The 23,093-nt window shown below is 60.0% G+C and carries 19 protein-coding genes, 1 other RNA gene and 2 pseudogenes; 5 read left to right on the forward strand and 17 right to left on the reverse strand.

All coding sequences use genetic code 11. The features are described from left to right. Positions 1 to 348: 348 nt before the first annotated feature. The 5 genes from DW037_RS04740 to glp form a co-directional block, all read right to left on the reverse strand. A complete protein-coding gene (locus DW037_RS04740) occupies positions 349 to 1,419 on the reverse strand; it encodes a sulfate/molybdate ABC transporter ATP-binding protein (RefSeq protein ID WP_117629423.1) in 1,071 nt (356 codons plus the stop codon). A 3-nt stretch (positions 1,420 to 1,422) separates the two neighbouring features. Next, positions 1,423 to 2,865 (reverse strand): molybdate ABC transporter permease subunit, encoded by a 1,443-nt coding sequence (modB, locus tag DW037_RS04745; RefSeq protein ID WP_233505672.1) that lies wholly within the window; start codon positions 2,863 to 2,865, stop codon positions 1,423 to 1,425. Between the two features lie 68 nt (positions 2,866 to 2,933). Further along, entirely contained in the window at positions 2,934 to 3,806 is an 873-nt protein-coding gene (gene modA / locus DW037_RS04750; protein WP_117629421.1) for a molybdate ABC transporter substrate-binding protein, read from the reverse strand. Between the two features lie 205 nt (positions 3,807 to 4,011). Beyond that, positions 4,012 to 4,491: a molybdenum cofactor biosynthesis protein B gene (locus DW037_RS04755; RefSeq protein ID WP_117629420.1), complete on the reverse strand. Its 480-nt coding sequence runs from the start codon at positions 4,489 to 4,491 to the stop codon at positions 4,012 to 4,014. A gap of 10 nt (positions 4,492 to 4,501) precedes the next feature. After that, entirely contained in the window at positions 4,502 to 5,764 is a 1,263-nt protein-coding gene (glp, locus tag DW037_RS04760; RefSeq protein ID WP_118372917.1) for a gephyrin-like molybdotransferase Glp, read from the reverse strand. 210 nt (positions 5,765 to 5,974) lie between these two features. Between glp and DW037_RS04765 the strand changes: the two genes are divergently transcribed. Together DW037_RS04765 and DW037_RS04770 are read left to right on the forward strand one after the other, a co-directional pair. After that, a complete protein-coding gene (locus DW037_RS04765; RefSeq protein WP_199578318.1) occupies positions 5,975 to 7,396 on the forward strand; it encodes a chloride channel protein in 1,422 nt (473 codons plus the stop codon). Positions 7,397 to 7,482: 86 nt separating this feature from the next. Next, positions 7,483 to 8,418, forward strand: a pseudogene (locus DW037_RS04770) (diacylglycerol kinase family protein); the annotation flags it as partial. A 114-nt stretch (positions 8,419 to 8,532) separates the two neighbouring features. On the opposite strand, the pseudogene DW037_RS04775 reads toward DW037_RS04770, so the two are convergent. From DW037_RS04775 to DW037_RS04790, 4 genes and pseudogenes are all read right to left on the reverse strand, one after another. Next, positions 8,533 to 8,841: pseudogene (locus DW037_RS04775) on the reverse strand (peptide chain release factor-like protein); the annotation flags it as partial. 153 nt (positions 8,842 to 8,994) lie between these two features. Continuing rightward, positions 8,995 to 9,573: a xanthine phosphoribosyltransferase gene (locus DW037_RS04780; RefSeq protein WP_117765859.1), complete on the reverse strand. Its 579-nt coding sequence runs from the start codon at positions 9,571 to 9,573 to the stop codon at positions 8,995 to 8,997. Between the two features lie 157 nt (positions 9,574 to 9,730). Beyond that, the gene (locus tag DW037_RS04785; RefSeq protein WP_118372918.1) at positions 9,731 to 11,035 is read right to left on the reverse strand and encodes an MFS transporter; all 1,305 of its coding nucleotides are present in this window, start codon (positions 11,033 to 11,035) and stop codon (positions 9,731 to 9,733) included. 141 nt (positions 11,036 to 11,176) lie between these two features. After that, positions 11,177 to 12,460: an O-acetylhomoserine aminocarboxypropyltransferase/cysteine synthase family protein gene (locus tag DW037_RS04790; protein ID WP_118372919.1), complete on the reverse strand. Its 1,284-nt coding sequence runs from the start codon at positions 12,458 to 12,460 to the stop codon at positions 11,177 to 11,179. A gap of 230 nt (positions 12,461 to 12,690) precedes the next feature. Here DW037_RS04790 and DW037_RS04795 point away from each other — a divergent pair, with 230 nt between their 5' ends. Further along, positions 12,691 to 13,137, forward strand: coding sequence for a C-GCAxxG-C-C family protein (locus DW037_RS04795; protein ID WP_055251626.1), 447 nt, complete (start codon positions 12,691 to 12,693; stop codon positions 13,135 to 13,137). A 67-nt stretch (positions 13,138 to 13,204) separates the two neighbouring features. Here DW037_RS04795 and DW037_RS04800 read toward each other — a convergent pair whose 3' ends face one another. The 3 genes from DW037_RS04800 to rpsA form a co-directional block, all read right to left on the reverse strand. Further along, the gene (locus tag DW037_RS04800; RefSeq protein ID WP_199578320.1) at positions 13,205 to 13,843 is read right to left on the reverse strand and encodes a YigZ family protein; all 639 of its coding nucleotides are present in this window, start codon (positions 13,841 to 13,843) and stop codon (positions 13,205 to 13,207) included. 81 nt (positions 13,844 to 13,924) lie between these two features. After that, positions 13,925 to 14,286: RNase P RNA component class A (gene rnpB / locus DW037_RS04805), an RNA gene on the reverse strand. 324 nt (positions 14,287 to 14,610) lie between these two features. Then, positions 14,611 to 15,777, reverse strand: a complete 1,167-nt coding sequence (gene rpsA, locus DW037_RS04810; RefSeq protein ID WP_022095232.1) for a 30S ribosomal protein S1 — start codon at positions 15,775 to 15,777, stop codon at positions 14,611 to 14,613. 315 nt (positions 15,778 to 16,092) lie between these two features. Here rpsA and DW037_RS04815 point away from each other — a divergent pair, with 315 nt between their 5' ends. After that, positions 16,093 to 16,851 carry an HAD family hydrolase gene (locus tag DW037_RS04815; RefSeq protein ID WP_118372921.1) on the forward strand — a complete coding sequence of 253 codons (759 nt, stop codon included), beginning with the start codon at positions 16,093 to 16,095 and terminating at the stop codon, positions 16,849 to 16,851. Here DW037_RS04815 and DW037_RS04820 read toward each other — a convergent pair. Beyond that, positions 16,848 to 18,167 (reverse strand): serine dehydratase subunit alpha family protein, encoded by a 1,320-nt coding sequence (locus tag DW037_RS04820; RefSeq protein WP_118372922.1) that lies wholly within the window; start codon positions 18,165 to 18,167, stop codon positions 16,848 to 16,850. The genes DW037_RS04815 and DW037_RS04820 overlap by 4 nt on opposite strands. Positions 18,168 to 18,437: 270 nt before the next feature. Between DW037_RS04820 and rpiB the strand changes: the two genes are divergently transcribed. After that, positions 18,438 to 18,905: a ribose 5-phosphate isomerase B gene (gene rpiB / locus DW037_RS04825; protein ID WP_117629409.1), complete on the forward strand. Its 468-nt coding sequence runs from the start codon at positions 18,438 to 18,440 to the stop codon at positions 18,903 to 18,905. 175 nt (positions 18,906 to 19,080) lie between these two features. On the opposite strand, the gene ndk is transcribed toward rpiB, so the two are convergent. The 4 genes from ndk to DW037_RS04840 form a co-directional block, all read right to left on the reverse strand. After that, the gene (ndk, locus tag DW037_RS04830; protein WP_055251725.1) at positions 19,081 to 19,485 is read right to left on the reverse strand and encodes a nucleoside-diphosphate kinase; all 405 of its coding nucleotides are present in this window, start codon (positions 19,483 to 19,485) and stop codon (positions 19,081 to 19,083) included. Between the two features lie 384 nt (positions 19,486 to 19,869). Continuing rightward, positions 19,870 to 21,300 carry an argininosuccinate lyase gene (gene argH, locus DW037_RS04835; RefSeq protein WP_117629408.1) on the reverse strand — a complete coding sequence of 477 codons (1,431 nt, stop codon included), beginning with the start codon at positions 21,298 to 21,300 and terminating at the stop codon, positions 19,870 to 19,872. A gap of 118 nt (positions 21,301 to 21,418) precedes the next feature. Further along, complete coding sequence (locus tag DW037_RS10610) at positions 21,419 to 21,589, reverse strand: hypothetical protein (protein ID WP_158551645.1); 171 nt, start codon at positions 21,587 to 21,589, stop codon at positions 21,419 to 21,421. 233 nt (positions 21,590 to 21,822) lie between these two features. Further along, on the reverse strand, positions 21,823 to 23,049 hold the full coding sequence (locus DW037_RS04840) for an argininosuccinate synthase (RefSeq protein ID WP_055251721.1): 1,227 nt from the start codon (positions 23,047 to 23,049) through the stop codon (positions 21,823 to 21,825). Positions 23,050 to 23,093 lie beyond the last annotated feature (44 nt).

A 23,093-nucleotide genomic window follows, 5' to 3' on the forward strand; every position in this document is an offset into this window, starting at 1 on the left:
CCGGAATTTTAGGGAACCTGCCTTGCGGACGGTTATTTAGTTGTGCGTCGTCTCTCCCGGAGCCGTGAACATACCTGCTCATATGCGGCTCCGAGCCATATACAGGGCACGCGCGGCAACGCGGCGAATGTATGTCGTCTGCGGCATGTGCGCACCCTCCTTTACAAGATAAGGTCAACTATATCAACGGTCATCGACCATGCGAACACCGTTGACATTCGTACGACAGCCTCGTGTGCCGTCGTTTAATAAATAATTATCTTGATTGATAAGAGTTTGTCATCCTTCATTCGGCGAACGGCAAGACAAAGCCGCCGAGGCTTATATCCCCGACGGCATTACCCGGCGCTATCGACAAACCAAGTGGATCTTACTCGCATCGAAGTGCATGCGCAGGGTCTCGTCGGCCTGCGGCAGCCCGTCGGCAGCTACGTTCACTTTGTTGACCTTCCACTGCAGACGCGTGGGCGCATCAGCACGCGGCACGTCCAACAGCACCAGGCGCTCAAAGCGTGAATCGCTCACTCGGGCCACGTGCAAATCATAGCTGTTGCGACCCCGCTCCGCGCGATTGTCAACATGGAAGTAGCTTGCGCGAATGCCCAGGTACGCCACATTATCGGGAACCTCGCGACCCACGTTAAAGGTCATGCCCCAGTCGAGGGCCTCAACTTCTTCGTCGCCGATCTTGCGCGCCCGGCTTGTGTTCTTGCAGCCCGTCAGGCGCAGCGCCGCCAGCGTCTGCGGACGGCGGACCACGTCCTCGACGGAGCCGATCTCCTCAACATGCCCGTCATGCATCACGCAGATACGCTCGCACAGGCGGCACGCTTCGTCGATGTCGTGGCTCACGTAGAGCACGGTGCGGTTGCATACATCGAACAGGTCGAGCATGTTCTGTTCGAGGGCGCTCTTAAGATAGGAATCGAGTGCGCTCATGGGCTCGTCGAACATAAAGATGCCGGGATGCGCCGCCACCATGCGGGCAAGCGCCACACGCTGCTGCTGGCCACCCGAGAGGCGCGCGGGATAGCGGTCGGCAAAGTCGGCCAGTCCAAAGATACTCAGGTAGCGCTCGGCAAGTTGCTTGCGCGCCGCAGCGTCGCCCGCATCCTTTACGCCGGCGCACACGTTATCGGCCACCGTCATGTTGGGAAACAGCTGATAGTTTTGGAACAGTAGGGCGCATTTTCGCTCCTGGGGCGACAGGTTAATGCCCGCGGCCGAGTCAAAAAAGGTCACGCCGTTGACGACGATCTTGCCCTCGTCGGGCGTCTCCACACCGGCAATGCAGCGCAGCGTGCAGCTCTTGCCGCAACCCGAGGCGCCCAGCAGCGCCACGCGCTCCTCGCCGGCCTCAAGCTGCATGTCGAGCACAAACCCGGAATAACGTTTCTTAATATCCAAAACGAGCGACATGGCTTATCGACCTCCCTTTGCGACCGTGTCATCGCGCATAAGCTCGGCCAACGCCTCGCGATCGATACGCAGCGCATCGCCGCCGACCGGGTCGAGCGAATCGCCCTGTCCGGCGAGATCTTTGGCCTGCTTGCGCTCTGCACGGGAGAGACCACGCTCGCGATACTTTTGCGAATGCGCCGTATACATGTTGATGAACAGAATGACCAGGAAGCTGAACGCAATTACGACCACGACCCAAAAGAGGGCCACCGACGTGTTGCCGCCCATCCACTCAAAGTAAATCGCAATGGGAATGGTCTGCGTAATGCCGGCATAGTTGCCTGCAAAGAACAGGGTGCAGCCAAACTCGCCCATCGCGCGGGCAAAGGCAAGCACCGCGCCGGCGGCAATCGAGGGCCAGCCAAGCGGCATCATAAGCTTGGTAAAGATGCGACGCTCGGACCATCCCAGGGTTCGCGCGGCATCGAGCATCTGCGTGTCAAGGCTCTCAAAGGCTCCGAGCGCCGTGCGGTAGACCAGCGGAAACGACACAACGACGGCCGAAATGACCGCCGCGGGCCAGGTAAAGACGATCGAGATGCCGTGTGCGATGAGCCACTGGCCCACCCCGGTCGAGCGGCCAAACAGCATGAGGAGCAGAAAGCCGCAGACCGTGGGCGGCAGCACCATAGGAATCGTAAAGACCGAATCGAGCAGGCCCTTGATGCGACTCGAGGTACCCATAGTCTTCCACGCGGCAAACAAGCCCAGCGCAAAGGAGATCAGCAGGGCAAGGCCGCTCGTTTTAATGGACACCCAAAACGGGCGATAGTCGATGTCGCCCAAAAAGGAAGCCAGAGAGGTCAACGGCCCTTGCTCATCCCGCAACACGACAGACGATGCCTCTACCATTTGAGCGCTATCAAGCCAACGCGCGCCGCCCTTGGCATCACCCGAGGCCGATGCAATCACCACATAGCGGTCCCCATCCGCACCACGCACATCAAAGCCATAGGTATACCCGCCGGCATTAAACGTTGTTTCCGCCGTGACATACCAAGGAAGATCCACGTCCCCCAGCCGCGCACCTCCCATGCAGTTTGCGCTGTCGAGCTCACAGACGAGGGCCTTGAGACCCAATACGCACTCGTTATCCTGCGGATCCAATCCGTACTTCTCGACCGCCTTGGGCGATATCCACACCACAACGCGATCGGCAGCAGGCGCCACTACAAGGTCCACGTCCTCGTCAACGGGAAACCGGTAGCCCTCTGGCTGGCCCTCCATGGCACGAGCGGTCCCCTTGGCCAACCGCTCAAAACCCTCGATTCCATAGGGAAGCCCATGAGCGGTCGCAGCAACCTGGGCCCCGTCCTCAGCGTCCCCAGCAAACGCAAATCCCGGCACCCAGCAAAGCGCGAAGGTCAAAGCACAGGCGACAAGCATGCGGAATCTTTTAAGCACGAAAAGCTCCAAGCGAATACAAGGACGGAGTGAAACACAAAACGATGGGATTATCGCGCCAAGCCGCACTACTCGGAAAGCTCAAAGCCGTACTTAGCCCAAATCTTCTGAGCCTTCTTGTTGGACAGGCAAAAGTCGATAAACGCCTTGGCCTCGTCGGCGTGCTCGGAGCTCTCGGCAACGGCGCCCGGGTACACGATGGGCTTGTGCGAATCCTCGGGGCACACGAAGGCCTCCTCGATGCCGTCATAGCGGAAGATATCGGAGCTGTAGACAAAACCGGCCACGCAGTCGCCCGTAGAGACGTAAGACGCAGCGGTGCCGACCTTGTCGGCCAGGGCCACCTTGTCGGCAAGCTCGGGTGCATACTCGCCGTCGTCGCCCTCGGTGCCGGTGTAGAGACCCACAGAAGCTAAGGCCTGGTTGGCGTACTTGCCGGCGGGGACGGTCTTGGCGTCGCCAATGGCGATCTTGCCGTCCAGGTTCGCGACGTCGGCGATGGCCTCGACCTTGGTGCCGGAGCCCTCGGCACGAATAATCACGAGGTCGTTGACGAACATGTCCTCACGCGTGTCGGCGTCGACGAGCTCAGCGGTCTCAGCGTCATCCATGGTGCCCTTGGAAGCAGTGATGAGCACGTCGGCCGTGGCGCCGGCACGCATCTGCTCGACGAGGTCGCCGGAGGCCTTAAACTGCGTGTCGGCAAAGGTGGTACCGGTCTGATCGGTGTAGAGCTTCTGAACCTCGGGCAGAGCTTTCTCGAGCGAGTTGGCGGCAAATACCTGCAGCTCGACAGCTTTCTTGGACGAAATCTTGGCGGAGCCGGCATCGGAACCGGTCGACTCAGGCTCCTTGTTGCCGGAGCAGCCGGCAAGCCCAAGACCGGCAGCGGCGACAGCAGAAAGCGAGACGAATCCGCGGCGAGAAACCATATCGAACATGTTCAACCCTTTCGAAGACTACACCCGGGCGCCCCGCCGCGAGCTTTGTTCTGTTACTAGATTATACTTTCACGCGAATAATGTTTATGATGAATAGCTCTCGCCCGATAATTTTCTTTTACCAATAACCGCGAGACGGCCCGCACCGTCGCTGCATAAAAAAGGCGGAGCAGCCCGTAGGGTTACTCCGCCGCAGGTAGTGCGCTTATTTGGCATGCCCGCCGCCCGCCGTCATTTGGGCCGCATGCTCCAGCTGATCGCTCACGGCCTCCCAGCTTTCGCGGGCCGCTTTCGTGGATCCCGGAAAGTTGATGACAAGCGTATACCCACGCTGCATGCACACGGCGCGCGAGAGCATGGCGCGGCGCGTCTTGGTCATGGAGTACGCACGGATTGCCTCTGCAATACCCGGCACATCGCGCTCGCAGACGGCACGCGTCGCCTCGGGCGTCACATCGCGCATCGAAAGCCCCGTGCCGCCGCAGGTGAGCACGACATTGGCGTGGCACTCATCGGCGGCTTCCACAATGGCATCACCGATCTCGCTGACGTCGTCGCGCACGACCACATGCGAGGCGACCGTCCAGCCCTGCGCCTCGATAAGTTCCTCGAGTGCGGCTCCAGCCTCGTCCTGGGCAAGATCGCGCGTATCCGAGCACATCACGATCGATATCTTCAGCTCCATAGCATTCCTCCTACAGCACGGTGCCCTCGGGCAGATCGACTCGGACGACATCCACGACGTCGCCCGGCTCAAGATCGCACGGACCCTCGTTGATGCGCAACAGGCAGTTCGCACGCTGCATGGTTCCGAGCAGCGCCGAGTTCTGGCTGTGCGCCTCGGTGACCGTAAGCTCACCCGTCTGCGCATCGCGCGCAACCGTGGCGCGATCATAGAAGCGTCGGTCCTGTCGCTTCTTCACGCCGTGGATAAGAACCGCCTGCTGCACGGGACGCGCACCCTCGGCAAAGCCGCGCATCTTGCGAATCGCCGGGCGGGCGAGCATCTCAAAGCCCACATAGGCCGCCGCGGGGTTGCCCGAAAGCCCCAGATAGGGCTTGCCGCCGAGCAGGCCAAACGTAATGGCCTTGCCGGGACGCAACGAAATGCGATCGAACAGCACCTCACCCTCGCGCCGAACCAGCGCCGTCACGTAGTCGTAGTCGCCCGCAGAGGCGCCACCGCTCGTAATGACAAAATCGCACTCTTGCGCGGCGCGGTGCACCAGCTCGGCAATCGCCCGCTCGTCGTCGGGCGCAAAGCCGTAGAACACCGGGTCGGCCCCAGCATCGAGTGCCTCGGCCATTAACGCCGAGGAATTGGAATCGCGAATCTGCCCACGCGCCGGCAGTTGGCCGGGCGCGACCAGCTCCGTGCCCAGCGAGATAACGCCCACACGCGGGGCGGCGTGCACTCTAACGTTCGCGTAACCGGCGCTCGCCAGCAAACCGGCGCCGGCCGGGGCCACAACCTCGCCAGCGTGCATCACAACATCGCCGGCATGGGCCTCCTCGCCTGCAGCTCGAACGTTCTCCCCCACCTTAGCCGGTGCCGAGAAGCTCACGTGTGAGCCCTCGTTGCCGTCGCCGTCGAGCACCTCGACGACCTCGTATTTCACAACGGCATCCGCACCTTCGGGCACCGGTGCACCCGTCATAATACGGACGGTCTCGCCCGCGCCAATCGCGCCCTCAAACACATGGCCCGCCGCCTCGTGCCCCACGACGGAAAGCGTCACGGGCGTATCGGAGGACGCTTTGGCGAGGTCGTCGGCACGCACGGCATATCCATCCATGGCGCTGTTGGCAAACGGCGAGATATCGATATCGGCCACCGCGTCTTCGGCCAAGGGAAAACCAGCCGCCTGCCATACCGGGACCTCGATGAGATCCGTCGGAGCAACGTGCGACAAAACAATCGACTGCGCATCCTCCAGCGGTATGAGTTTCTCTGCCATATGCACCTCTTAATGCCACGGCGCACAACAGGGGCGCCAATTCTTTATGCTTGTCTCAGTATAATCCCCCGACGCACGACCGCGACTCGGCCTGTACCCGCAAATACACCTGTCGGTTGCAGGCCGCGAAACAGAATGGAAACCAACCCACCGGCTCGTCGCGTTTACCGCGTTTTATAATGCTTGCGTTGCAACCAAAAAGAGGAACGTATGGCTTTTACCGACAAACCCGAAAGCGCAAACGAGGCGCAGGATCATTCCCAGCCGCTCGACGACGGCGGTTTTTTCTCCCTTAACGACGTCATCACGGCAGGCAGGCATCAACTCACCCGCTCCGAGCATCTCTTGGCTGCCGACACGCGCCGCAACGCCCGCAACCTACTCGCGAGCGCCAAGCTGCTCGTACTCGTCGTCATCGTCTCGCTCGCCATGGGCGTTGCCGCTTGGGCGTTTTTGGCCTCGCTGAATATCGCGACCGACTATCGCGAGCACCATGCATGGATTTACACGCTGCTTCCCGTTGTGGGCGTTGCCACCGCATGGGTGTACAAAAACCACGGCCTTGCCGCCAAACGAGGCAACAACTTGATCATCGACTCCGCTCTGGGCACACGCCTCATCCATATGCGCATGGCCGTCCTCACCTTCGTCTGCTCCACACTCACGCACCTAACGGGTGGATCGGCCGGTCGCGAGGGGGCCGCGGTGCAGATTGGCGGCACCATCGCCAGCAACATCTCGAGCCTCGCCCACCTCAAAAAGCATGACCACCACGACCTCATGCTCGCCGGAATCTCGTCGGCCTTTGGCGGCGTATTCGGCTCGCCCCTTGCCGGAGCTTTCTTTGGCATGGAGATGTGCTTTATCGGCAAGATCGACTACACCGCGGGCATCTATTGCCTGGTCGCGTCGTTTACCGGCTACTTTACATCACTCGCCCTGGGAACCGAGTACGAGGCGAATGTCATCGCCAACGTTCCCGCCATGACGCCCAAAACGGTCGTTATCGTTGTTATCAGCGCCATTTTCTTCGGCCTGACGGCACGCCTCTTTGCCTGGTCGGTTCGAACCGTCAAAAGCCTGTACGATCGCTTTATCACCAATTACCTCGTCCGCGCACTCATAGGCGCACTCGTGGTTTTGGCCGCCTATGCCCTCCTCGACGCCTGGGACTACGCCGGCCTTTCCACGTGGCTTTCCGGCGCCGGATTTGCAGGCAACACCACCCTGGCGGACGCAGCCATCAAGTTGGTCGTCACAGCGCTTACCCTGGGCGCGGGCTTCCAAGGCGGCGAGGTCACGCCCCTGTTTGGCATCGGTGCGGCACTCGGTGGCTGGATCGGTTGCCTTACCGGGCTTGACCCCAGTTTTCTGGCGGCTCTCGGCATGCTCGGCGTATTCTGCGCCGGCCTCAACGTGCCCATCACCACCTGCATGATGGCCATCGACCTGTTCCACGGCACGGCCGCCGGGTTCTTTGTCATCGTGGCCTTTATCAGCTACCTAACCGGCGGACACCGCGGCGTGTACCCCGCCCAGCGCATTATCTCGCCCAAGCGCCGTTCGCTTATTGTGGATGAGGGCGGTACGGTAGCGGATGCTATCGAGCGCCACAACGACCTGATAGAGTAGATGTAATAATCGCCGTGCAGCCACAATCGGGGGCAATTCAACCTGAGCGCGACCGCACTGTCATGTCACACGCCGGGAGTCGCCCCATGCACGCAACTGATTTTGGTCGCACGCTCATCATCGCCAACCCAGCCGCCCAGTCGGGTGCGGCGCGCGAAGTTGCCGAGCGCCTGCAGCGCTTTTTGGACATGACTGCACGCGCATCCCAGTTTGACCTGGTGTTGACCGAGCGTATGGGACACGCCAAGGAGCTGGCCGCGCAGGCTCAGGGCTATCGCACCGTTATCGCCCTTGGCGGCGACGGCGTGATTCACGAGGTCGTCAACGGGCTTATGACGCAAAAGGAGGACGCCCGCCCCGCTCTTGCCGTCCTGCCCGTGGGCTCCGGAAACGATTTTGCCCAGACGCTCGGCATCGACGATTTCTCCGGCAAGGATTTTGGCGCGCTGCTCACCTGCGAGCTGCAGCGTCAGGACATCGGGCGCATTCGCTCGTGGAGCCCTGCGAGCGGCAGCGGCGAGGCGATCGTCGAGTATTACGACCAGACGCTCTCCGTCGGTATTGATGCCGCCATCGGCCTTGGCACCACCGAGCTGCGCAAAAAGACCGGCTTGACGGGTGCTCCGCTCTACACCCTTTCGGGACTTGAGCAGTTTGGCCTGCGCTATCGCAACTACCCCATGACAGTCAGCTTTGACGGCGCGCCCGCCGAGCGCGTGAGGGCGATCATCATGGCGATTCAGCTTGGTCCTACCTATGGCTCGGGCTATCGCATCTGCCCCGATGCCGACCCCTGCGACGGCATGCTCGACGTCTGCTACGCCTGCGGCCCCGTCCCTCGCGCGGTAGCCCTGCCTATGTTCCTTTCGGCCAAGGACGGCCACCATACCAAGTTGCCACCGGTTCGCATGCGCCGCTGCCGCCATGCCGAGCTAACTTTTGAGGAGCCCGACTACCCCATCCAGGCCGACGGCGAGCCCATCGTCGCCTCGCGCATCGAAGTCGACATCCTACCCGGCGCCCTCCAAGTCTGGCACCCAACCCGCCAACCCCACCTAAGTTGCGGTGAAATAGGGACTGTTTATGCAGTTAAAGCCGCGAAACAGTCCCCATTTCACCGCAACTTATTGAGAAGATCATTCCTCCCCGCCCGGCTTGCGACGGTTAGCCTTTTTAATCGCATTGAAGTGCTTGTCGTTGAGCCTGCGCTGGCGCGATCGCTGGGGCACTTTGGTCTTGACGCGACGGCGCGGCGGACGGCCACGACGCTCAAGCTCAGCGCGCAGCTTGCGCAGGCAGCTCGCGCGATTTTGGAACTGGCTGCGGCTCTCGCGCGCCGTCACGGTAATCCCTGTGGGCACGTGCTTCATGCGCACCGCCGAGTCCGTCGTGTTCACGCCTTGTCCGCCCGGACCCGTCGCGCGAAACACCTGAACCTCGCAATCGCGCGCCAACTCTTCGGCCGCCATCGCGGCATAGCGCGCATACTCGCGCCATCCCATCTTGTTCTCATCCATATCAACACCTCCCCTCATAAAAAATGTGACAAAGGGAAAGTCCCTTTGTCACATCGCATACCAATCGCTTGTGTTGCGCGCTTAGGCGAAGGTGATCTCGCCGGTATCGCAGTCCATATCGGCGATACGGGCTAGGCTTTCAACGCGGAAGCCGCGCTCGCGGAGCTTATCGCCACCGCCCTGGAAGCCCTTCTCCACCGCAATGCCAATGCCGGATACCTCGGCACCTGCAGCCTCGCAGATCTTGATAAGACCCTCGAGCGCGCAGCCGTTGGCCAAAAAGTCGTCGATGATCAGGACCTTGTCGCCCTCGGACAGGAAGCGCTTGCCGACGATGACCGGGTACTCCTTCTGCTTGGTAAAGGAGTAGATGGTCGTGGCATACTGCTCGCCGTCGAGGTTGATGGACTGTGCCTTCTTGGCAAAGACCACCGGCACGCCGCCAAAATGCTGGGCTGCAATGCAAGCCATGCCAATGCCCGAAGCCTCGATCGTCAGGATCTTGTTGATCTCGACGCCCTCGAACAGACGGGCCCACTCGGCGCCCATGTGGTCGAACAGCTCAACGTCGCATTGGTGGTTGAGGAAGGCATCAACCTTAAGGACGTTACCGGCCTTTACGATGCCGTCATGGCGAATACGATCCTCAAGCTCCTGCATGGCGCAACCCCTTCTCGCGGCAACGATACCGCGCGATTAATAAACGTTGTTCGATAGTCTACCACGGACCGACCCCCGCCCGCCCCACAAGCCGCATCGCACCACAAACCAGTCTTTTTGGGACGGCGCGAATCGTGGCAGACAGCCTCCCAACACGCTAATGGCGGGCGCGCATCTTCACCAAACGCACCATGGCAAGCGCAAAGCCCACAGCGGCCACAGCCATAAGCACGTAGAACACCGAGCGAAAGCCGAATAGGAATACATCCGGACGGCCTGCAACAAAACTGGTCACGGCCTCGCCCATCGCCACACTCATCTGCCCATAGAGGATATGCGAACCTGCCGTAATACCCAGCGCCATGCCCGCATAGCGCGCCAAGCTGCCCAAGCTACCTGCAAAGCCGAGTGCCTCGCGCGGAGCCGAGCCCATATACAGCGAGTTATTGGGGCTCTGGAAAATCGACGTGCCGCACGACATAAACGCGACGCAGCACACGATCACAGGGATGGAAGAGTACTCGTCGAGCGTGCTTACCGCAAAAAGACCGCATACGTACACGCCTAGGCCGACCGCCGTGGGACCCTCGCAGCCAACACGGTCCGAAACCGTACCCGAAAGCGGGCCGATAAAGGCATTCACCATCGGCAGCGCCAAAAAGAGCAATCCGGAAATGTCGGAACCAAATCCGTGGGCGTCCTGAAAATAGAACGGCAGGATAAACTCTGATGCGCCAATACCAACGAACACGATGAGCATGCAGGCGAGGTTGATGGTGAAGGCCGAATTTGCAAAGCAGCGACGAGCAGCCTCGATCAGGGACATGGGGCGCTCGCCGGCCTCCGGCTTAACATGCGGCAGCGTGGAGAACCCCACGATAAACGAGATGACGCCAATGGGCAGGTTGATGAGGAAGATGCTCTCCCAGGGAAAGCTTGCCACCAGCACGCCGCCGAGTACGGGGCCACACATCATGCCGAGGGCCGCGAAGGTCGCGAGAATACCCATGGCACGGCCTCGTTCGCGCGCCGGAAACGACTCGGTGATGATACCCATGTTGTTGGCCATGGCCGCTGCGCAGCCGACGCCCTGCACAATGCGTGCCAGAATAAGAACTTCGAGCGAACTCGAAAGGCCGCAAAGCAGCGAGCCAGCCGTAAAAACGATTACGCCCAGCTGGAATACGCCCACCTTGCCGCGCACGTCGCCCAAGCGGCCAAACGGCAGCATAGCCACGCATGTCGCAAGCAGGTACACCGAGCTCACCAGCTGGATGCGGTCGAGGCCCACGCCCAGCTCCTTTTGCATCACGGGCAACGCCACGGTCACGACGGTCGAATCCAGACACGACATAAACGTCATGATGAGCACGGTAAACAGAATCGCCCATTTGTTCTTGCCATGGGTGTCGCCCTCAAGGGCAATGTGCTCGCGGCGCAGCTGCTCTGCGGTTTTCTCCATATCCATCCTTTCGAGTGGCGCAACGCAAAAACGGGGCCCCAATCGCCTACAAACAGTCGCGATTGGGGTCCCGCCTACGGAATCGGAACGAAAGATCGCCGAAGCTTTCTGCCAGCATCGGCGCCTTATGCGAACGCTAGCCTAGCACTGCTCGAGTGCCTGCTCAAGGTCGGCAATCAGATCGGCCGTATCCTCGAGGCCGCACGACAGGCGCACCATATCGGCGGAGATGCCGCAGGCGATGAGCTCCTCATCGTTCATCTGGCGGTGTGTGGCATTAGCGGGATGCAGGCAGCAGGTGCGGGCGTCAGCCACATGCGTGGCGATCTGGGCAAGTTTAAGGCTCTTCATAAAGGTCTCGGCCGCCGCGCGACCACCGTTAAAGCCAAAGCTCACAACGCCGCAGGTACCGTTGGGCATGTACTTCTGAGCCATGTCATAGTACTTATCGCCCTCCAGGCCCGGATAGCTCACGAAGCGTACCTTGGGATGGCTCTGCAGGAACTTGGCAACGGCCAGGCCGTTCTCACAATGACGCGGCATGCGTACATGCAGGCTCTCGAGCGAGCTGTTCAGGAAGAAGGCCGCCTGCGGGTTCTGCATGGGACCGAGGTCGCGCATGAGCTGCGCGGTGGCCTTGGTAATGAAGGCACCTTCGCGACCGAACTTCTCGGCATACGTCACGCCGTGGTAGCTCTCGTCGGGCGTGGTGAGACCCGGGAACTTATCCGCATGGGCCATCCAGTCAAACTGGCCGTGGTCAACGATCACGCCGCCCAGGTAGGCAGCATGTCCATCCATGTACTTGGTGGTGGAGTGCGTAACGATGTCGGCGCCCCACTCAAAGGGACGGCACATCACGGGTGTCGGGAAGGTGTTGTCGACCATCAGCGGCACGCCGTGGTCATGCGCGGCCTTGGCAAAGCGCTCAATATCGAGCACGGCAAGGGCGGGGTTGGCGATCGTCTCGCCAAAGACGAGCTTGGTGTTGGGCCGGAAGGCTGCCTCAAGCTCCTCGTCGGTGCAGTCGGGGGCGACGAACGTACAGGTCACGCCCATACGGCCCATGGTGTGGGCGAGCAGGTTATACGTACCGCCGTAAATGGCAGAGCTCGCGACCACATGATCGCCGGCACCGACCACGTTAAAGATCGCGAGGAAATTCGCAGCCATGCCCGAGCTCGTGAGCATCGCAGCGGTGCCGCCCTCCATCTCGCAGATCTTGGCGGCAACGAGATCGCACGTGGGGTTCTGCAAACGGCTGTAGAAGTAGCCCGACTCCTCTAGGTCAAACAGCTTGCCCATGTGCTCGGACGTGTCGTACTTCCACGTGGTGGACTGGTAGATGGGCACCTGGCGCGGCTCGGCATCTCCCGGGTGATAGCCGCCCTGAACACATGTAGTTCCGATGGTCTGCTCGCTCATATCTAGCTCCCTTGCCTGGGTTACGTTTTATTCGGTTCACGATACCGCTACCCTGCACCCCTCTCAACCCATCCCCAAGGTAGGTTAATGGACAAATTGATCAGAGGTATTTATCTCAAGCCTTGGGCATTTGCTCGATAGATAAAAACGAGGCATACATGAAGCTCTCGATGATTACATGCCCCGTCACGGGTACCATAGGCGGGTACACCGTAACCAAGGAGACAACGATGAAGCAAATCGATACGGCCCAACTCGACATCACCGCCTGTCAGGCTCAGGCTGCCGAATACCACGCCCGTGGCTTTAACTGCGCCCAGGCCGTCGCCTGCACGCTCGCGCCCGCTGTCGGGCTCGACCCCCAGGTCGCCTTTACCCTCACCGAGGGCTTTGGCGCCGGCATGGGCGGTATGACCGAGACCTGCGGCGCCATCTCGGGCGCCGTGGCCATCATGGGCTTTGTAATGAGCGATGGCATGGAAAACCCGAAGACCAAGGGCCAGACCTACAAGCTGTCGCGCGAGATTGCCAAGCGCTTTGGCGAGAAGAACACGACGACCGTCTGCGGCACGCTCAAGGGCATCGGATCGGACAAGGGTCCGCTCCGCAGCTGTCCCGGTTGCATCGACGATGCCGTCGAAATCGCCTGTGATGTACTAAAGCAGCTCGCCGAGTAAACGGCAGCGACATAAAACGACGGTCGGTGTGCTTGGGATCCGTCCAAAAGCACGCCGGCCGTCGCCGTTAGAACTCGGCAAATTCGGGAGTGCTGACCTCAATCTCCTCGCGCCCCGCCATAAGCTCGCGCATCTTAGCGCAAAACGACTCCTGCTCCCCCGCCTTAAACACCAAATGAAGTGTCACGGCATCCGCGTACTCGGTATCCGAAACCTTGGCACCGGAATCCTGGGCCAAGCGAAGCACCTGCTCATACTGCGGATAGGCCACATGCACGTCAACCGGCACGACGCTTGTCATCTCGACGATCTGCCCGGCCTCCTGAGCCGCGGCCACCGCCGCCTGCGTCGCCGCGGTATATGCGCGCACCAAGCCACCAGGACCCAACAGCGTGCCACCAAAATAGCGCGTCACTACGCAGCAAACATTTTTGAGCGCCGCACCGCGCAACACCTCGAGCGTCGGCATACCGCTCGTGCGGCTCGGCTCACCATCATCGCTCTGGCGCTCGCGTCCATCGACCAAAATCCACGCGGGAACATTGTGTCGAGCGTCGTAATGACGCTTGCGAACCATCTCGATAAAGGCATTCGCCTCGTCCTCGGACTCAATATGGACCAGCTGGGCAATAAACCGGCTCTTGCGGTCCACAAACTCGCCCGAAGCCTCAATATTCGATTGCAGAGTAAAATAGCTGTCCAACAAAGCCCCTCAACAAAATAAAGCGCAGCAACGAACAGCTTCAATAATACGGCAAAGGCCGTACCGATTGTCAGGGTAACAAAAATGCCAAGTGGGCCGATAAGCCGGGTTCTGTCGTGAACGGTCATTTATCTTGTCTGCACGTTACCATGCAGCTCCACGCACGCTACCCGAACGCGGACCGGGCCGGCCCATAGCGTTCCTATTCGCGCTTGCTCCGGATGGGGCTTGCCAAGCCGCCGTGTTGCCACGACGCTGGTGGTCTCTTACACCACCGTTTCAGCTTTTCCCTTTACGCCTTGCGGCGCAGGTGGGAGTCTTCTTTTCTGCGGCGCTTTCCGTCGGATCACTCCGCCCGGCCGTTAGCCGGCATCCCGCCCTCTGGAGCCCGGACTTTCCTCACGCGTACCGCAAGCAGCACATCGCGCGACCGTCTGGCCCACTCAGCAGTGCAAGAGTGTAGCACACCGTTACCGCAGGCAATGGCACAACGCAAACGCTCGACACGATAAACCAAGAACCGCCATGCGCTACAATGGTCCTGTCGATGGGCAACGTCGTCAGTCGAGACGCGACCGCGCTCCGCACCCCTCCGTCTACTCGGTGTGTTCCCGCCTCCTCCCCGAGGCGGGATGTCGGCTTTTTTTCATGCACCGACAATCCAATAGCCTGTGGACAGCCCGGCAGCATTGCGCATCTCGGCGCCAAATGCAAAAAGGGACCCGTCCATTACGGACGGATCCCTTAAAACAAGTGATCGTCAAACCGAATTACTCGGCGTCGGTCTCCTCGTCCTTCTTCTCGGAAGGCAGCGGGGTAACCTCGATCTCGACGCCCAGAGTCTCAGCAGCAGACTTCATGGACAGGGAGATACGACGACGGTCGAGATCGATCTCCATGACCTTAACCTGAACCTTGTCGCCCACGTGGGTGACCTGAGAAGGCTGATCGACGTGCTTGTTGGCCATCTCGGAGATGTGCACCAGGCCCTCGATGCCCTCGCCCAGATCGACGAAAGCGCCGAACGGGACAAGCTTGGTCACAGTGCCCTCGACGATAGCGCCGACGGGGTACTTCTTGACCAGTGCGCGCCACGGATCCTCGGTGGTCTGCTTGAGACCCAGGGAGATGCGCTCGCGGTTGAGATCGACGTCGAGAACCTCGACCTCGACCTCCTGGCCGACCTTGACAACCTCGGAAGGATGGTTGACGTGGTTCCAGGAGAGCTCGGAGATGTGGATGAGGCCGTCGATACCGCCGAGGTCGACGAAGGCGCCGAAGTCGACGATGGAGGAAACGGTGCCCTGGAGACGCATGCCAGACTTGAGCTTGGACAGGATCTCGGAGCGCTCGGCCTTACGGGACTCCTCGAGCACGACGCGACGGGAGAGGACGACGTTGTTGCGGTTGCGGTCCATCTCGATGACGCGGGCCTCGATGCGGGTGCCCATGTAAGAGGTGAGGTCCTTGACGCGACGGAGGTCGACGAGGGAAGCGGGCAGGAAGCCACGCAGGCCGATGTCGAGGATCAGGCCGCCCTTGACAACCTCGATAACCTCGCCCTCGACGTTCTCGCCGGAGTTGAACTTCTCCTCGATGCGGTTCCAAGCACGCTCGTACTCGGCACGCTTCTTGGACAGGACCAGACGACCGTCCTTGTCCTCCTTCTGGAGAACCAGAGCCTCGATGGGATCACCGAGTGCAACGATGTCTGCAGGATTAGCGTCCTTGCGGATGGACAGCTCGCGGACCGGGATAACGCCCTCGGACTTGAATCCGATGTCAACGAGCACCTCGTCATGCTCGATCTTAACGACAGTGCCGTTAACGAGATCGCCCTCATCAAAGTCGGTAATCGTACCGTCGATGAGGTTGTTCATCTCCTCCTCGTTGACATCGTCAAGAGAGAAAATGGACGAGTTCTGAATCTCACTCAAAGGTGGACCCCTTTCGAACTACGGGGCCCCGATTGCTAGGACCTACAGAAGGGTGCGACAAGCACACAACGTTTAGGAACACTCGGGAGCCGACAGATACTAATGTGACGCTTATGCAATCACGTTCGTATAGGTTACGGGGAAATGAGTTCGATTTCAAGCGTGAACTGCGATTTTTTACTCGTGTGGAGACTTTTTCGTAATCTTATGAACACACGTCTCCGCAACTTGACGATAACCAGCCAGGCATTCGGCTTTGGGGTAAAGTATCCGGAGCCAACGATTCTAGATCGATTTTTCGAGAAAGGTGCCCGCGTGCTCAAAGCAGTCGTTTTCGATATGGACGAAACGCTTCTTAGCATCAACCTCAACGCGTTCATCCTTCGCTATTTTAAGGATGTCTCTTCGATGCTCGCGGATATCGGGCGCCGCAGCCGCGGTGGCACGATGGCACGCCTCGGCACCATCCTGGTCGACCTCAACGCCAATCGCCGCAGCAGCACGGACAATCGCACCAATCTTGAGTTTTACCAAGAAGAGGTCGAGCGCCGATGCGGCATTTGCCTCTCGGACCCACTTATCTACGAGGCGTTTACCTACTACGACCGCGAAGTTCTTCCGTACAAGAATGACGAACTCATCAACGCCCATGCCATGCCGGGCGCACACGCCGCGCTTCAGGCCGTACAGGACGCTGGACTGCGTTGCGCGCTCTTTACCAACCCCAGCTTTCCCCAGGGGGCCATCGAGTGCCGCATGGGTTGGGGCGACCTGGCCGACGCCCCCTTTGAGCTCGTCACGCACATGGGAAACGCCACCCGCTGCAAGCCTGATGCCACCTACTATCTAGAGCAGCTTCAGGTGATGGGGCTCGAACCGCACGAGGTCCTTATGGTGGGCAACGATCCCAAACGCGACTTCCCTAGCCCCGCCTGCGGCATTCAGACTGCCTATGTAGGCCAGGGCAAGCCCAACCGAATCACCTGGCGCGGAACCATGGAAGGCTTCGCCCGCGACTTTAACGCCGTAGTAGAAGCCTTCTACGAACACCAAGTAGCCGACGAACTGTCCTAGCACACTTGGGTTTTGCCGATCATGATGTTGAGGATCTCGACGTCGGTGTCCTTCATGCCCACACGGCCCACGTAGCCCATGCTGGCAATCGTCTGCTCGACGGTATCCTGGATCAAACCCTCGCCGGCACGGAAGCCACGGCCCTGCATGGCCATATCGTGGCCCAAAATCGCCGCATCGACGGCAGCGGAAATCTTGGCGGCACAGCTTGCCTTGGCGCCATCGCACACGATGCCGCCAACGTTGCCGAGCGTGTTCGAGACCGTCGCGCCAATCTGCTCGCGCGTACCACCGCACAGCCAGGTAATCGCAGCGCCGGCGCCGCACGCGGCACAAATAGCACCGCAAAACGCCGAGAGCGCACCAATATAGCTCTTGATATGCACAGCGATAAGATCGGACAGCATCACGGCGCGCACCAGGCGATCGTGGTCGCAGCGCAGATACTCGGCATACTCCATAACGGGCAGCGCGCAGGTAATGCCCTGATTGCCCGAGCCGCACACAATGGCGACCGGCAGCGCGCAACCGTTCATGCGGGCGTCGGACCCGGCGGCCGCACGGGCACGGGCACGGCAGGCGACGTCATCGGCACGAGCACCTAGCAGCGTACGACCCACCTCGGCGCCCCAAGCGTGCGCAAGGCCCTCGGCACTGATTGCGCCATTCAGCTCAATCTGACGCTCAACGGCAGCGCGGGCGCCCTCAATGTCACCGTCCTCGATAAAGTCGATGATGGAATCAATGGACATGGGCGTATCGGCGTTATCTGCCGCACGCTCGGCCACCACGCGCTCGGCGCAGGCGGCGCACTCCCCCGCCGACTTGCCGCATACCGGAATACCATCGAGCGTATGGCACGTGACATTAGTGTGGTGATCGGTAATCTCGACGACCGCGGTATGGCCCCCGGCCGTCGCAGTCACCTTGATGTAGAGGTTGGGCACACCCTCGACAAGCGACACATCGCAGTAGCCAGCGTCGGCGAGGAGCTCGGCCACACGAGCGCGGTCTTCATCGTTAACGCTCTCGAGCACCTCGAGCGCGCTCTTGGCGTCACCGCCCACGGCGCCCAGCACGGCCGCGGCCTCAATACCGTGCATACCGCCCGAGTTGGGCACGGTCACGCTCTTAACGTTCTTGATTATGTTACCCGAGCAGGCAACATCCATATGATCGGGTTCGCAACCGAGCGTCTGGCTCGCCAGCGCCGCTGCATAGGCAACGGCAATGGGCTCGGTGCAGCCGAGTGCACAGACAAGCTCGCGGTTCAAAACATCGCAAAACGCGGCATCACGGATGGAATCGGTAGGCATAGGTATCTCCTGCTTGCATAACGGGCTGGACTCTCAAAAAAGTTAGCTCCTTTATTTGATAACAATGCATCAAAAACCGCAACCACGGTTCCGGCGGACGGCGCTCAAGCACAAACTGGCGGCATTCATTCATGAAAAGCAGGTCTTGTTGCATGCTAAAGCGTTTGACCAAAAAACGCCCGAGCGTTTACACAAAAGTCGCGCTATCATGCAGTCGAACGCGGTAAAACCTTTAGCAATTCCGCCGCACGGACCAGAGAGGAACCACTCATGAAGATCGGTATCGGTAACGACCACGCCGCCGTCGAGCTCAAGAACATCATTTCCGAGCACCTGAAGGAGCGCGGCTGCGAGGTCGTGAACTATGGCACCGACACCTCCGAGAGCTTCGACTACCCCATCGCCGGTTACAAGGTGGGCAAGGCCGTGGCCAACGGTGACGTCGACCTGGGTATCTTGATCTGCGGTACCGGCGTCGGGATTAGCCTGGCTGCCAACAAGGTCGAGGGCGTACGCGCCGTCGTGTGCTCCGAGCCCTTCAGCGCCAAGCTCTCCCGTATGCACAACAACACCAACGTGCTGGCCTTTGGCGCCCGCGTCGTGGGCTCCGAGCTCGCCAAGATGATTGTCGACGAATGGCTCGACGCCGAGTTTGAGGGCGGCCGCCACGAGCGTCGCGTCAATCTCCTCAACGAGATCGACCAGACCCGCGGACTAAAGATTGTCGACGAGGCCTAAAGACTTACAAAGCCATACGCTAGCGCCAGCCCCCGCCCGGAAGAAACATCCGGACGGGGCTCTTTAGTAGTTTTCTATGCGTTTACCAAAAATCTACCGGAATAAAAGGGCGCCGCGGTTGGAATTCCGCGGCGCCCAAGCCACACGCTAACAGCTTTAAGGAGTCAAAGCTGGTTTAGCCAAAGAAGCGCTTGATCTCGATCTCGGCGTTCTCCAGGCAGTCGGAGCCGTGGATCACGTTGGCGTTGACATCGACAGCGAAGTCGCCGCGAATGGTGCCGGGCGCAGCATCAAGCGGGTTGGTAGCGCCCATAAGGGTGCGCATCTTGGAAACAGCGGAGAGACCGGAAACGACCATCTTGACGACCGGACCGCTCGTCATAAAGTCGCAGAGACCGCCAAAGAAGGGCTTGTCGGCCAGATGGGCGTAGTGCTCCTCGACGGTAGCGCGCTCGAGCGTGGTCATCTCCATGCGCTCGATGACAAGGCCGCTACGCTCAATACGAGCAACGATCTCGCCGATCTTGCGATCGCGCACCGCGTCGGGCTTAATCATGATGAAGGTCTTCTCGATAGCCATAAGGTAGCCTTTCAAGTAGGTTCGCGCGTGCCCAAGTCCCATTCCGGCACCCGCCTGGACTGCATCGTAACAGAGTTTTAGCTGCAGTTAAACAAAAAGCTGTTTATTGAAACGCTGCAATTTATTAAAGCGCTCCATATATGTCACTTCTGTTTCGAAGCCCGATTAGAGTACCATCCGACCGCTCATCAACCACATGGAACAGAGCGGGCGGTCGGTTGCCACCCGCGAACGTACCCCCTTCACAACCTGCCCAAAGGTCCTACAGAAGTTCTCGACAAGCCCCTCCCCCATAGCAGCAAAATAGGGGCGCCCGCATCAGCAGACGCCCGTAAAGCTAAAACGATTTATCAATAAATGGACAATACGTCTTCAGCCAAACCTCTACTTTGCCCCGTGGCCCATCTCGACGACCTTGGATAACGAGCCAAACACACCCTCATCGGCCGCGAGCTGCGCCTCGGCGCTTCCCAACTGCACGGCAACGGCAGCAGGGGCGGTACCACCCTCGGTCGTGCGCGCGGCGACAATCGACGGGATGTCGAGTGCCTCGGTAATGTCGCGCTCAAAGAGCGGACTTGCCTCCTGAAACACCTCAAACGGCAGGTCCTCAAGATTGCAGCCGCGCTTCTCACACATCAGGACAAGATGACCCACCACGGCATGTGCCTCGCGGAACGGCAGGCCGCGCTTTGCCAGGTAATCGGCAACATCAGTGGCTGCCAAGTGGCCCACACCACACTCGCGCGCCATGGCGTCCTCGTTGACAGTCCAGGTCGAGATCATGCCGGCCATAACCGACAGGCACTGCATGAGCGTGTGAGCGGTATCGAGCGCGCCCTCCTTGTCCTCCTGCAAGTCCTTGTTATAAGCGAGCGGCAGGCCCTTCATGGTCACAAGCAGCTGCACCAGGTTGCCATAGACTCGGCCACTCTTGCCGCGGATAAGCTCGGCAAAGTCGGGGTTCTTCTTCTGCGGCATGATGGACGAGCCGGTGGAATACGAGTCGGAAAGCGTGATAAAGCCGAATTCGGAGCTCGACCACACCACGATCTCCTCGGAAAGACGCGACAGGTGCATGGCCATGACGGAGCCGGCGTAATGCAAATCGAGCAGGAAATCACGGTCGGAAACCGCATCGAGCGAGTTGGGAATCACACCCGCAAAGCCAAGCTCGGCAGCTGTCATCTGGCGATCGAGCGGATAGCTCGTACCGGCAAGAGCGGCAGCACCCAGCGGGCAGTTGTCAGCGGCATCAAAGGCAGCCTTCAGGCGTGTAAAGTCGCGCGCGAACATCCAGGAATACGCCAGCAGATGATGCGACAGCAGCACGGGCTGAGCATGCTGCATGTGCGTGTAGCCCGGCAGAATCACCTTGTCGTACTTCTTGGCCGCATCCACCAGCACATGGCGCAGCTCAAGATTGGCCTCCATGAGTTCCTTGGCCAGCGCCTTGACGCCCAGACGCGTATCGGTCGCCACCTGGTCGTTGCGCGAACGCCCGGTATGCAAGCGCTTACCGGCCTCGCCGATGCGGCGCGTCAGCTCGCTCTCGATGGACATATGAATGTCCTCATCGTTGATATCGAAGGTGAAGTTGCCGGCATCGATATCCTGTTCGATTCCGGTCAGGCCCTCGGCAATCGCCTGCTCGTCCTCGGCACTGATGATGCCCTGGGCCGCCAGCATCTTGGCATGCGCCTTAGAACCGGCGATATCCTGCTTATAGAGATGTTTGTCAACCGGCAGCGACGCGCCAAACTCCTGCGTGACCTCGGCCACTCCCGCCTCAAAACGACCGCCCCAAAGAGCCATGGAACCGTCCCCTTTCTCCAAATACCAAAACAAGCGCCCAAAGCAATGAGCCATGTCGCTAAAGCGATTTTTCAACCGCAAGTTTTACACATTCCCCACCGTGCACGGGGCCATGTAGCTAATATGCAAAGAAGTGACGCACGAGGCACTTGGTGCCCAACGTCTCCCTCCGGATGTTGCCTTGCGAACCATCGATCCAGGCCTTCAGGCTCATAGGAACATCCTCGACCTTTGCAGCATCGAACTCGGGCGCGAGGGCAAGCAAGGCATGCGCGATAGCGTTGAACATAATGGATACTCCTCATATATATAGGCACAGAGCCGCCAAATTGATAGAAGGAGCCCCGCTGGACAACCCCGGCGGGGCTCGGACTCAGCCGTAGACGCGGCATCATTTATGCGGGCGGAACGTAGGGGCCACCGATGTTAAGAAGTGTCAGCAAGCATAACGAAAGGTAGGGACCCCGTGCGCCCGTTATGTATCACGCGGATGGGCCGCGCGGATACCAAGGGAAGGAGGCGCTAGGCCTGGGCGGCAGCGGAGCTGGGACCCTGGACCTTTGCCCACGTCTTGAGCGACAGCGTATCGATCTCGATAAAGCCGGCGCTGGCCTTCTCGTCAAACGTGGTGTCGCGGTCGTAGGTAGCCAGACCGTAGTCATACAGGCTAAACGGGCTCTTGCGACCGACGACATGGCAGTTGCCCTTAAAGAACTTCAGACGGACGGTACCGGTCACGAACTTCTGGGTATCGGCCATAAAGGCATCGAGCGCGTTCTTGAGCGGGCTGTACCACTGGCCGTTGTACACGGCGGTGGCCCAATCCTGCTCGAGCTTGATCTTGGTCTTGAGCAGGTCGCCCTCGACGCAAATGTCCTCAAGTGCCTTGTGGGCGGTGATGAGCGTCAGGGCGCCGGGAACCTCATAGCACTCACGGCTCTTGAGGCCCACCAGACGATCCTCGACCAGGTCGAGACGGCCAAAGCCGTTGTCACCAGAGATCTTGTTGAGGGCGATGACGATCTCGGAGAGCTTCATCTTCTTGCCGTCGACGGCGACGGGCTTGCCGGCCTCAAACTCAATCTCGGTATACGTCGGGGTGTCGGGCGCGTCCTCGGGGTTCTTGGTCATAACCCAGGCGTCATCGAGCGGCTCGTTCCAGGGATCCTCCAGGTGACCGCACTCAATGGCGCGACCCCACAGGTTGTCGTCGATGGAGTAGGGGTTGTCGTTGGCGCCCTCGGGAACCGGCACGTTGTGGGCGTGAGCATAGGCAACCTCATCGGGACGGCACTTCAGATCCCACTCGCGAACCGGGGCGATAACCTTAAGCTCGGGGTCGAGGGCCTTGACGGCAGCCTCAAAACGAACCTGGTCGTTACCCTTGCCGGTGCAGCCGTGGGCGACGTAGGTCGCGCCAAACTCGTGAGCGACCTCGACAAGCTTCTTGGCGAGCAGCGGGCGAGACAGCGCGGAGAGCAGCGGGTACTTGTTCTCGTACATGGAGTTTGCGGCGATGGCCTTAGTCAGGAACTCATCGGAGAACTCGTCGCGCAGGTCGAGCACCTGGCAATCGAGAACGCCCAGGTCAAGCGCCTTCTGCTTCTTGGCATCCAAGCCGGTCTCCTCCTGGCCCACGTTGCCGCAGACGCAAACGACATCGAGATTCTTCTCGTCCTGGAGCCACTTGACACATACGGATGTATCAAGACCACCGGAATATGCGAGAACGACTTTTTCCTTGCTCATGGCTGTTTCCTTTCGCCCTTGGTAGCTAGTTAGAACATCGGTCA

It is taken from the genome of Collinsella sp. AF39-11AT (assembly GCF_003474585.1).
Classification (GTDB): domain Bacteria; phylum Actinomycetota; class Coriobacteriia; order Coriobacteriales; family Coriobacteriaceae; genus Collinsella.

Bases quoted from the DNA above. Each gene is read 5' to 3' on its own strand.
- DW037_RS04795 (WP_055251626.1), top strand. From the start codon at position 12,691: ATGAAGCAAATCGATACGGCCCAACTCGACATCACCGCCTGTCAGGCT.
- DW037_RS10610 (WP_158551645.1), bottom strand. From the start codon at position 21,589: ATGTTCAACGCTATCGCGCATGCCTTGCTTGCCCTCGCGCCCGAGTTC.
- DW037_RS04820 (WP_118372922.1), bottom strand. From the start codon at position 18,167: ATGCCTACCGATTCCATCCGTGATGCCGCGTTTTGCGATGTTTTGAAC.
- argH (WP_117629408.1), bottom strand. From the start codon at position 21,300: ATGGCTCTTTGGGGCGGTCGTTTTGAGGCGGGAGTGGCCGAGGTCACG.
- modA (WP_117629421.1), bottom strand. From the start codon at position 3,806: ATGTTCGATATGGTTTCTCGCCGCGGATTCGTCTCGCTTTCTGCTGTC.
- ndk (WP_055251725.1), bottom strand. From the start codon at position 19,485: ATGGCTATCGAGAAGACCTTCATCATGATTAAGCCCGACGCGGTGCGC.
- DW037_RS04790 (WP_118372919.1), bottom strand. From the start codon at position 12,460: ATGAGCGAGCAGACCATCGGAACTACATGTGTTCAGGGCGGCTATCAC.
- DW037_RS04840 (WP_055251721.1), bottom strand. From the start codon at position 23,049: ATGAGCAAGGAAAAAGTCGTTCTCGCATATTCCGGTGGTCTTGATACA.
- DW037_RS04785 (WP_118372918.1), bottom strand. From the start codon at position 11,035: ATGGAGAAAACCGCAGAGCAGCTGCGCCGCGAGCACATTGCCCTTGAG.
- rpiB (WP_117629409.1), top strand. From the start codon at position 18,438: ATGAAGATCGGTATCGGTAACGACCACGCCGCCGTCGAGCTCAAGAAC.
- DW037_RS04740 (WP_117629423.1), bottom strand. From the start codon at position 1,419: ATGTCGCTCGTTTTGGATATTAAGAAACGTTATTCCGGGTTTGTGCTC.
- DW037_RS04765 (WP_199578318.1), top strand. From the start codon at position 5,975: ATGGCTTTTACCGACAAACCCGAAAGCGCAAACGAGGCGCAGGATCAT.
- DW037_RS04755 (WP_117629420.1), bottom strand. From the start codon at position 4,491: ATGGAGCTGAAGATATCGATCGTGATGTGCTCGGATACGCGCGATCTT.
- glp (WP_118372917.1), bottom strand. From the start codon at position 5,764: ATGGCAGAGAAACTCATACCGCTGGAGGATGCGCAGTCGATTGTTTTG.
- DW037_RS04780 (WP_117765859.1), bottom strand. From the start codon at position 9,573: ATGCAGGAGCTTGAGGATCGTATTCGCCATGACGGCATCGTAAAGGCC.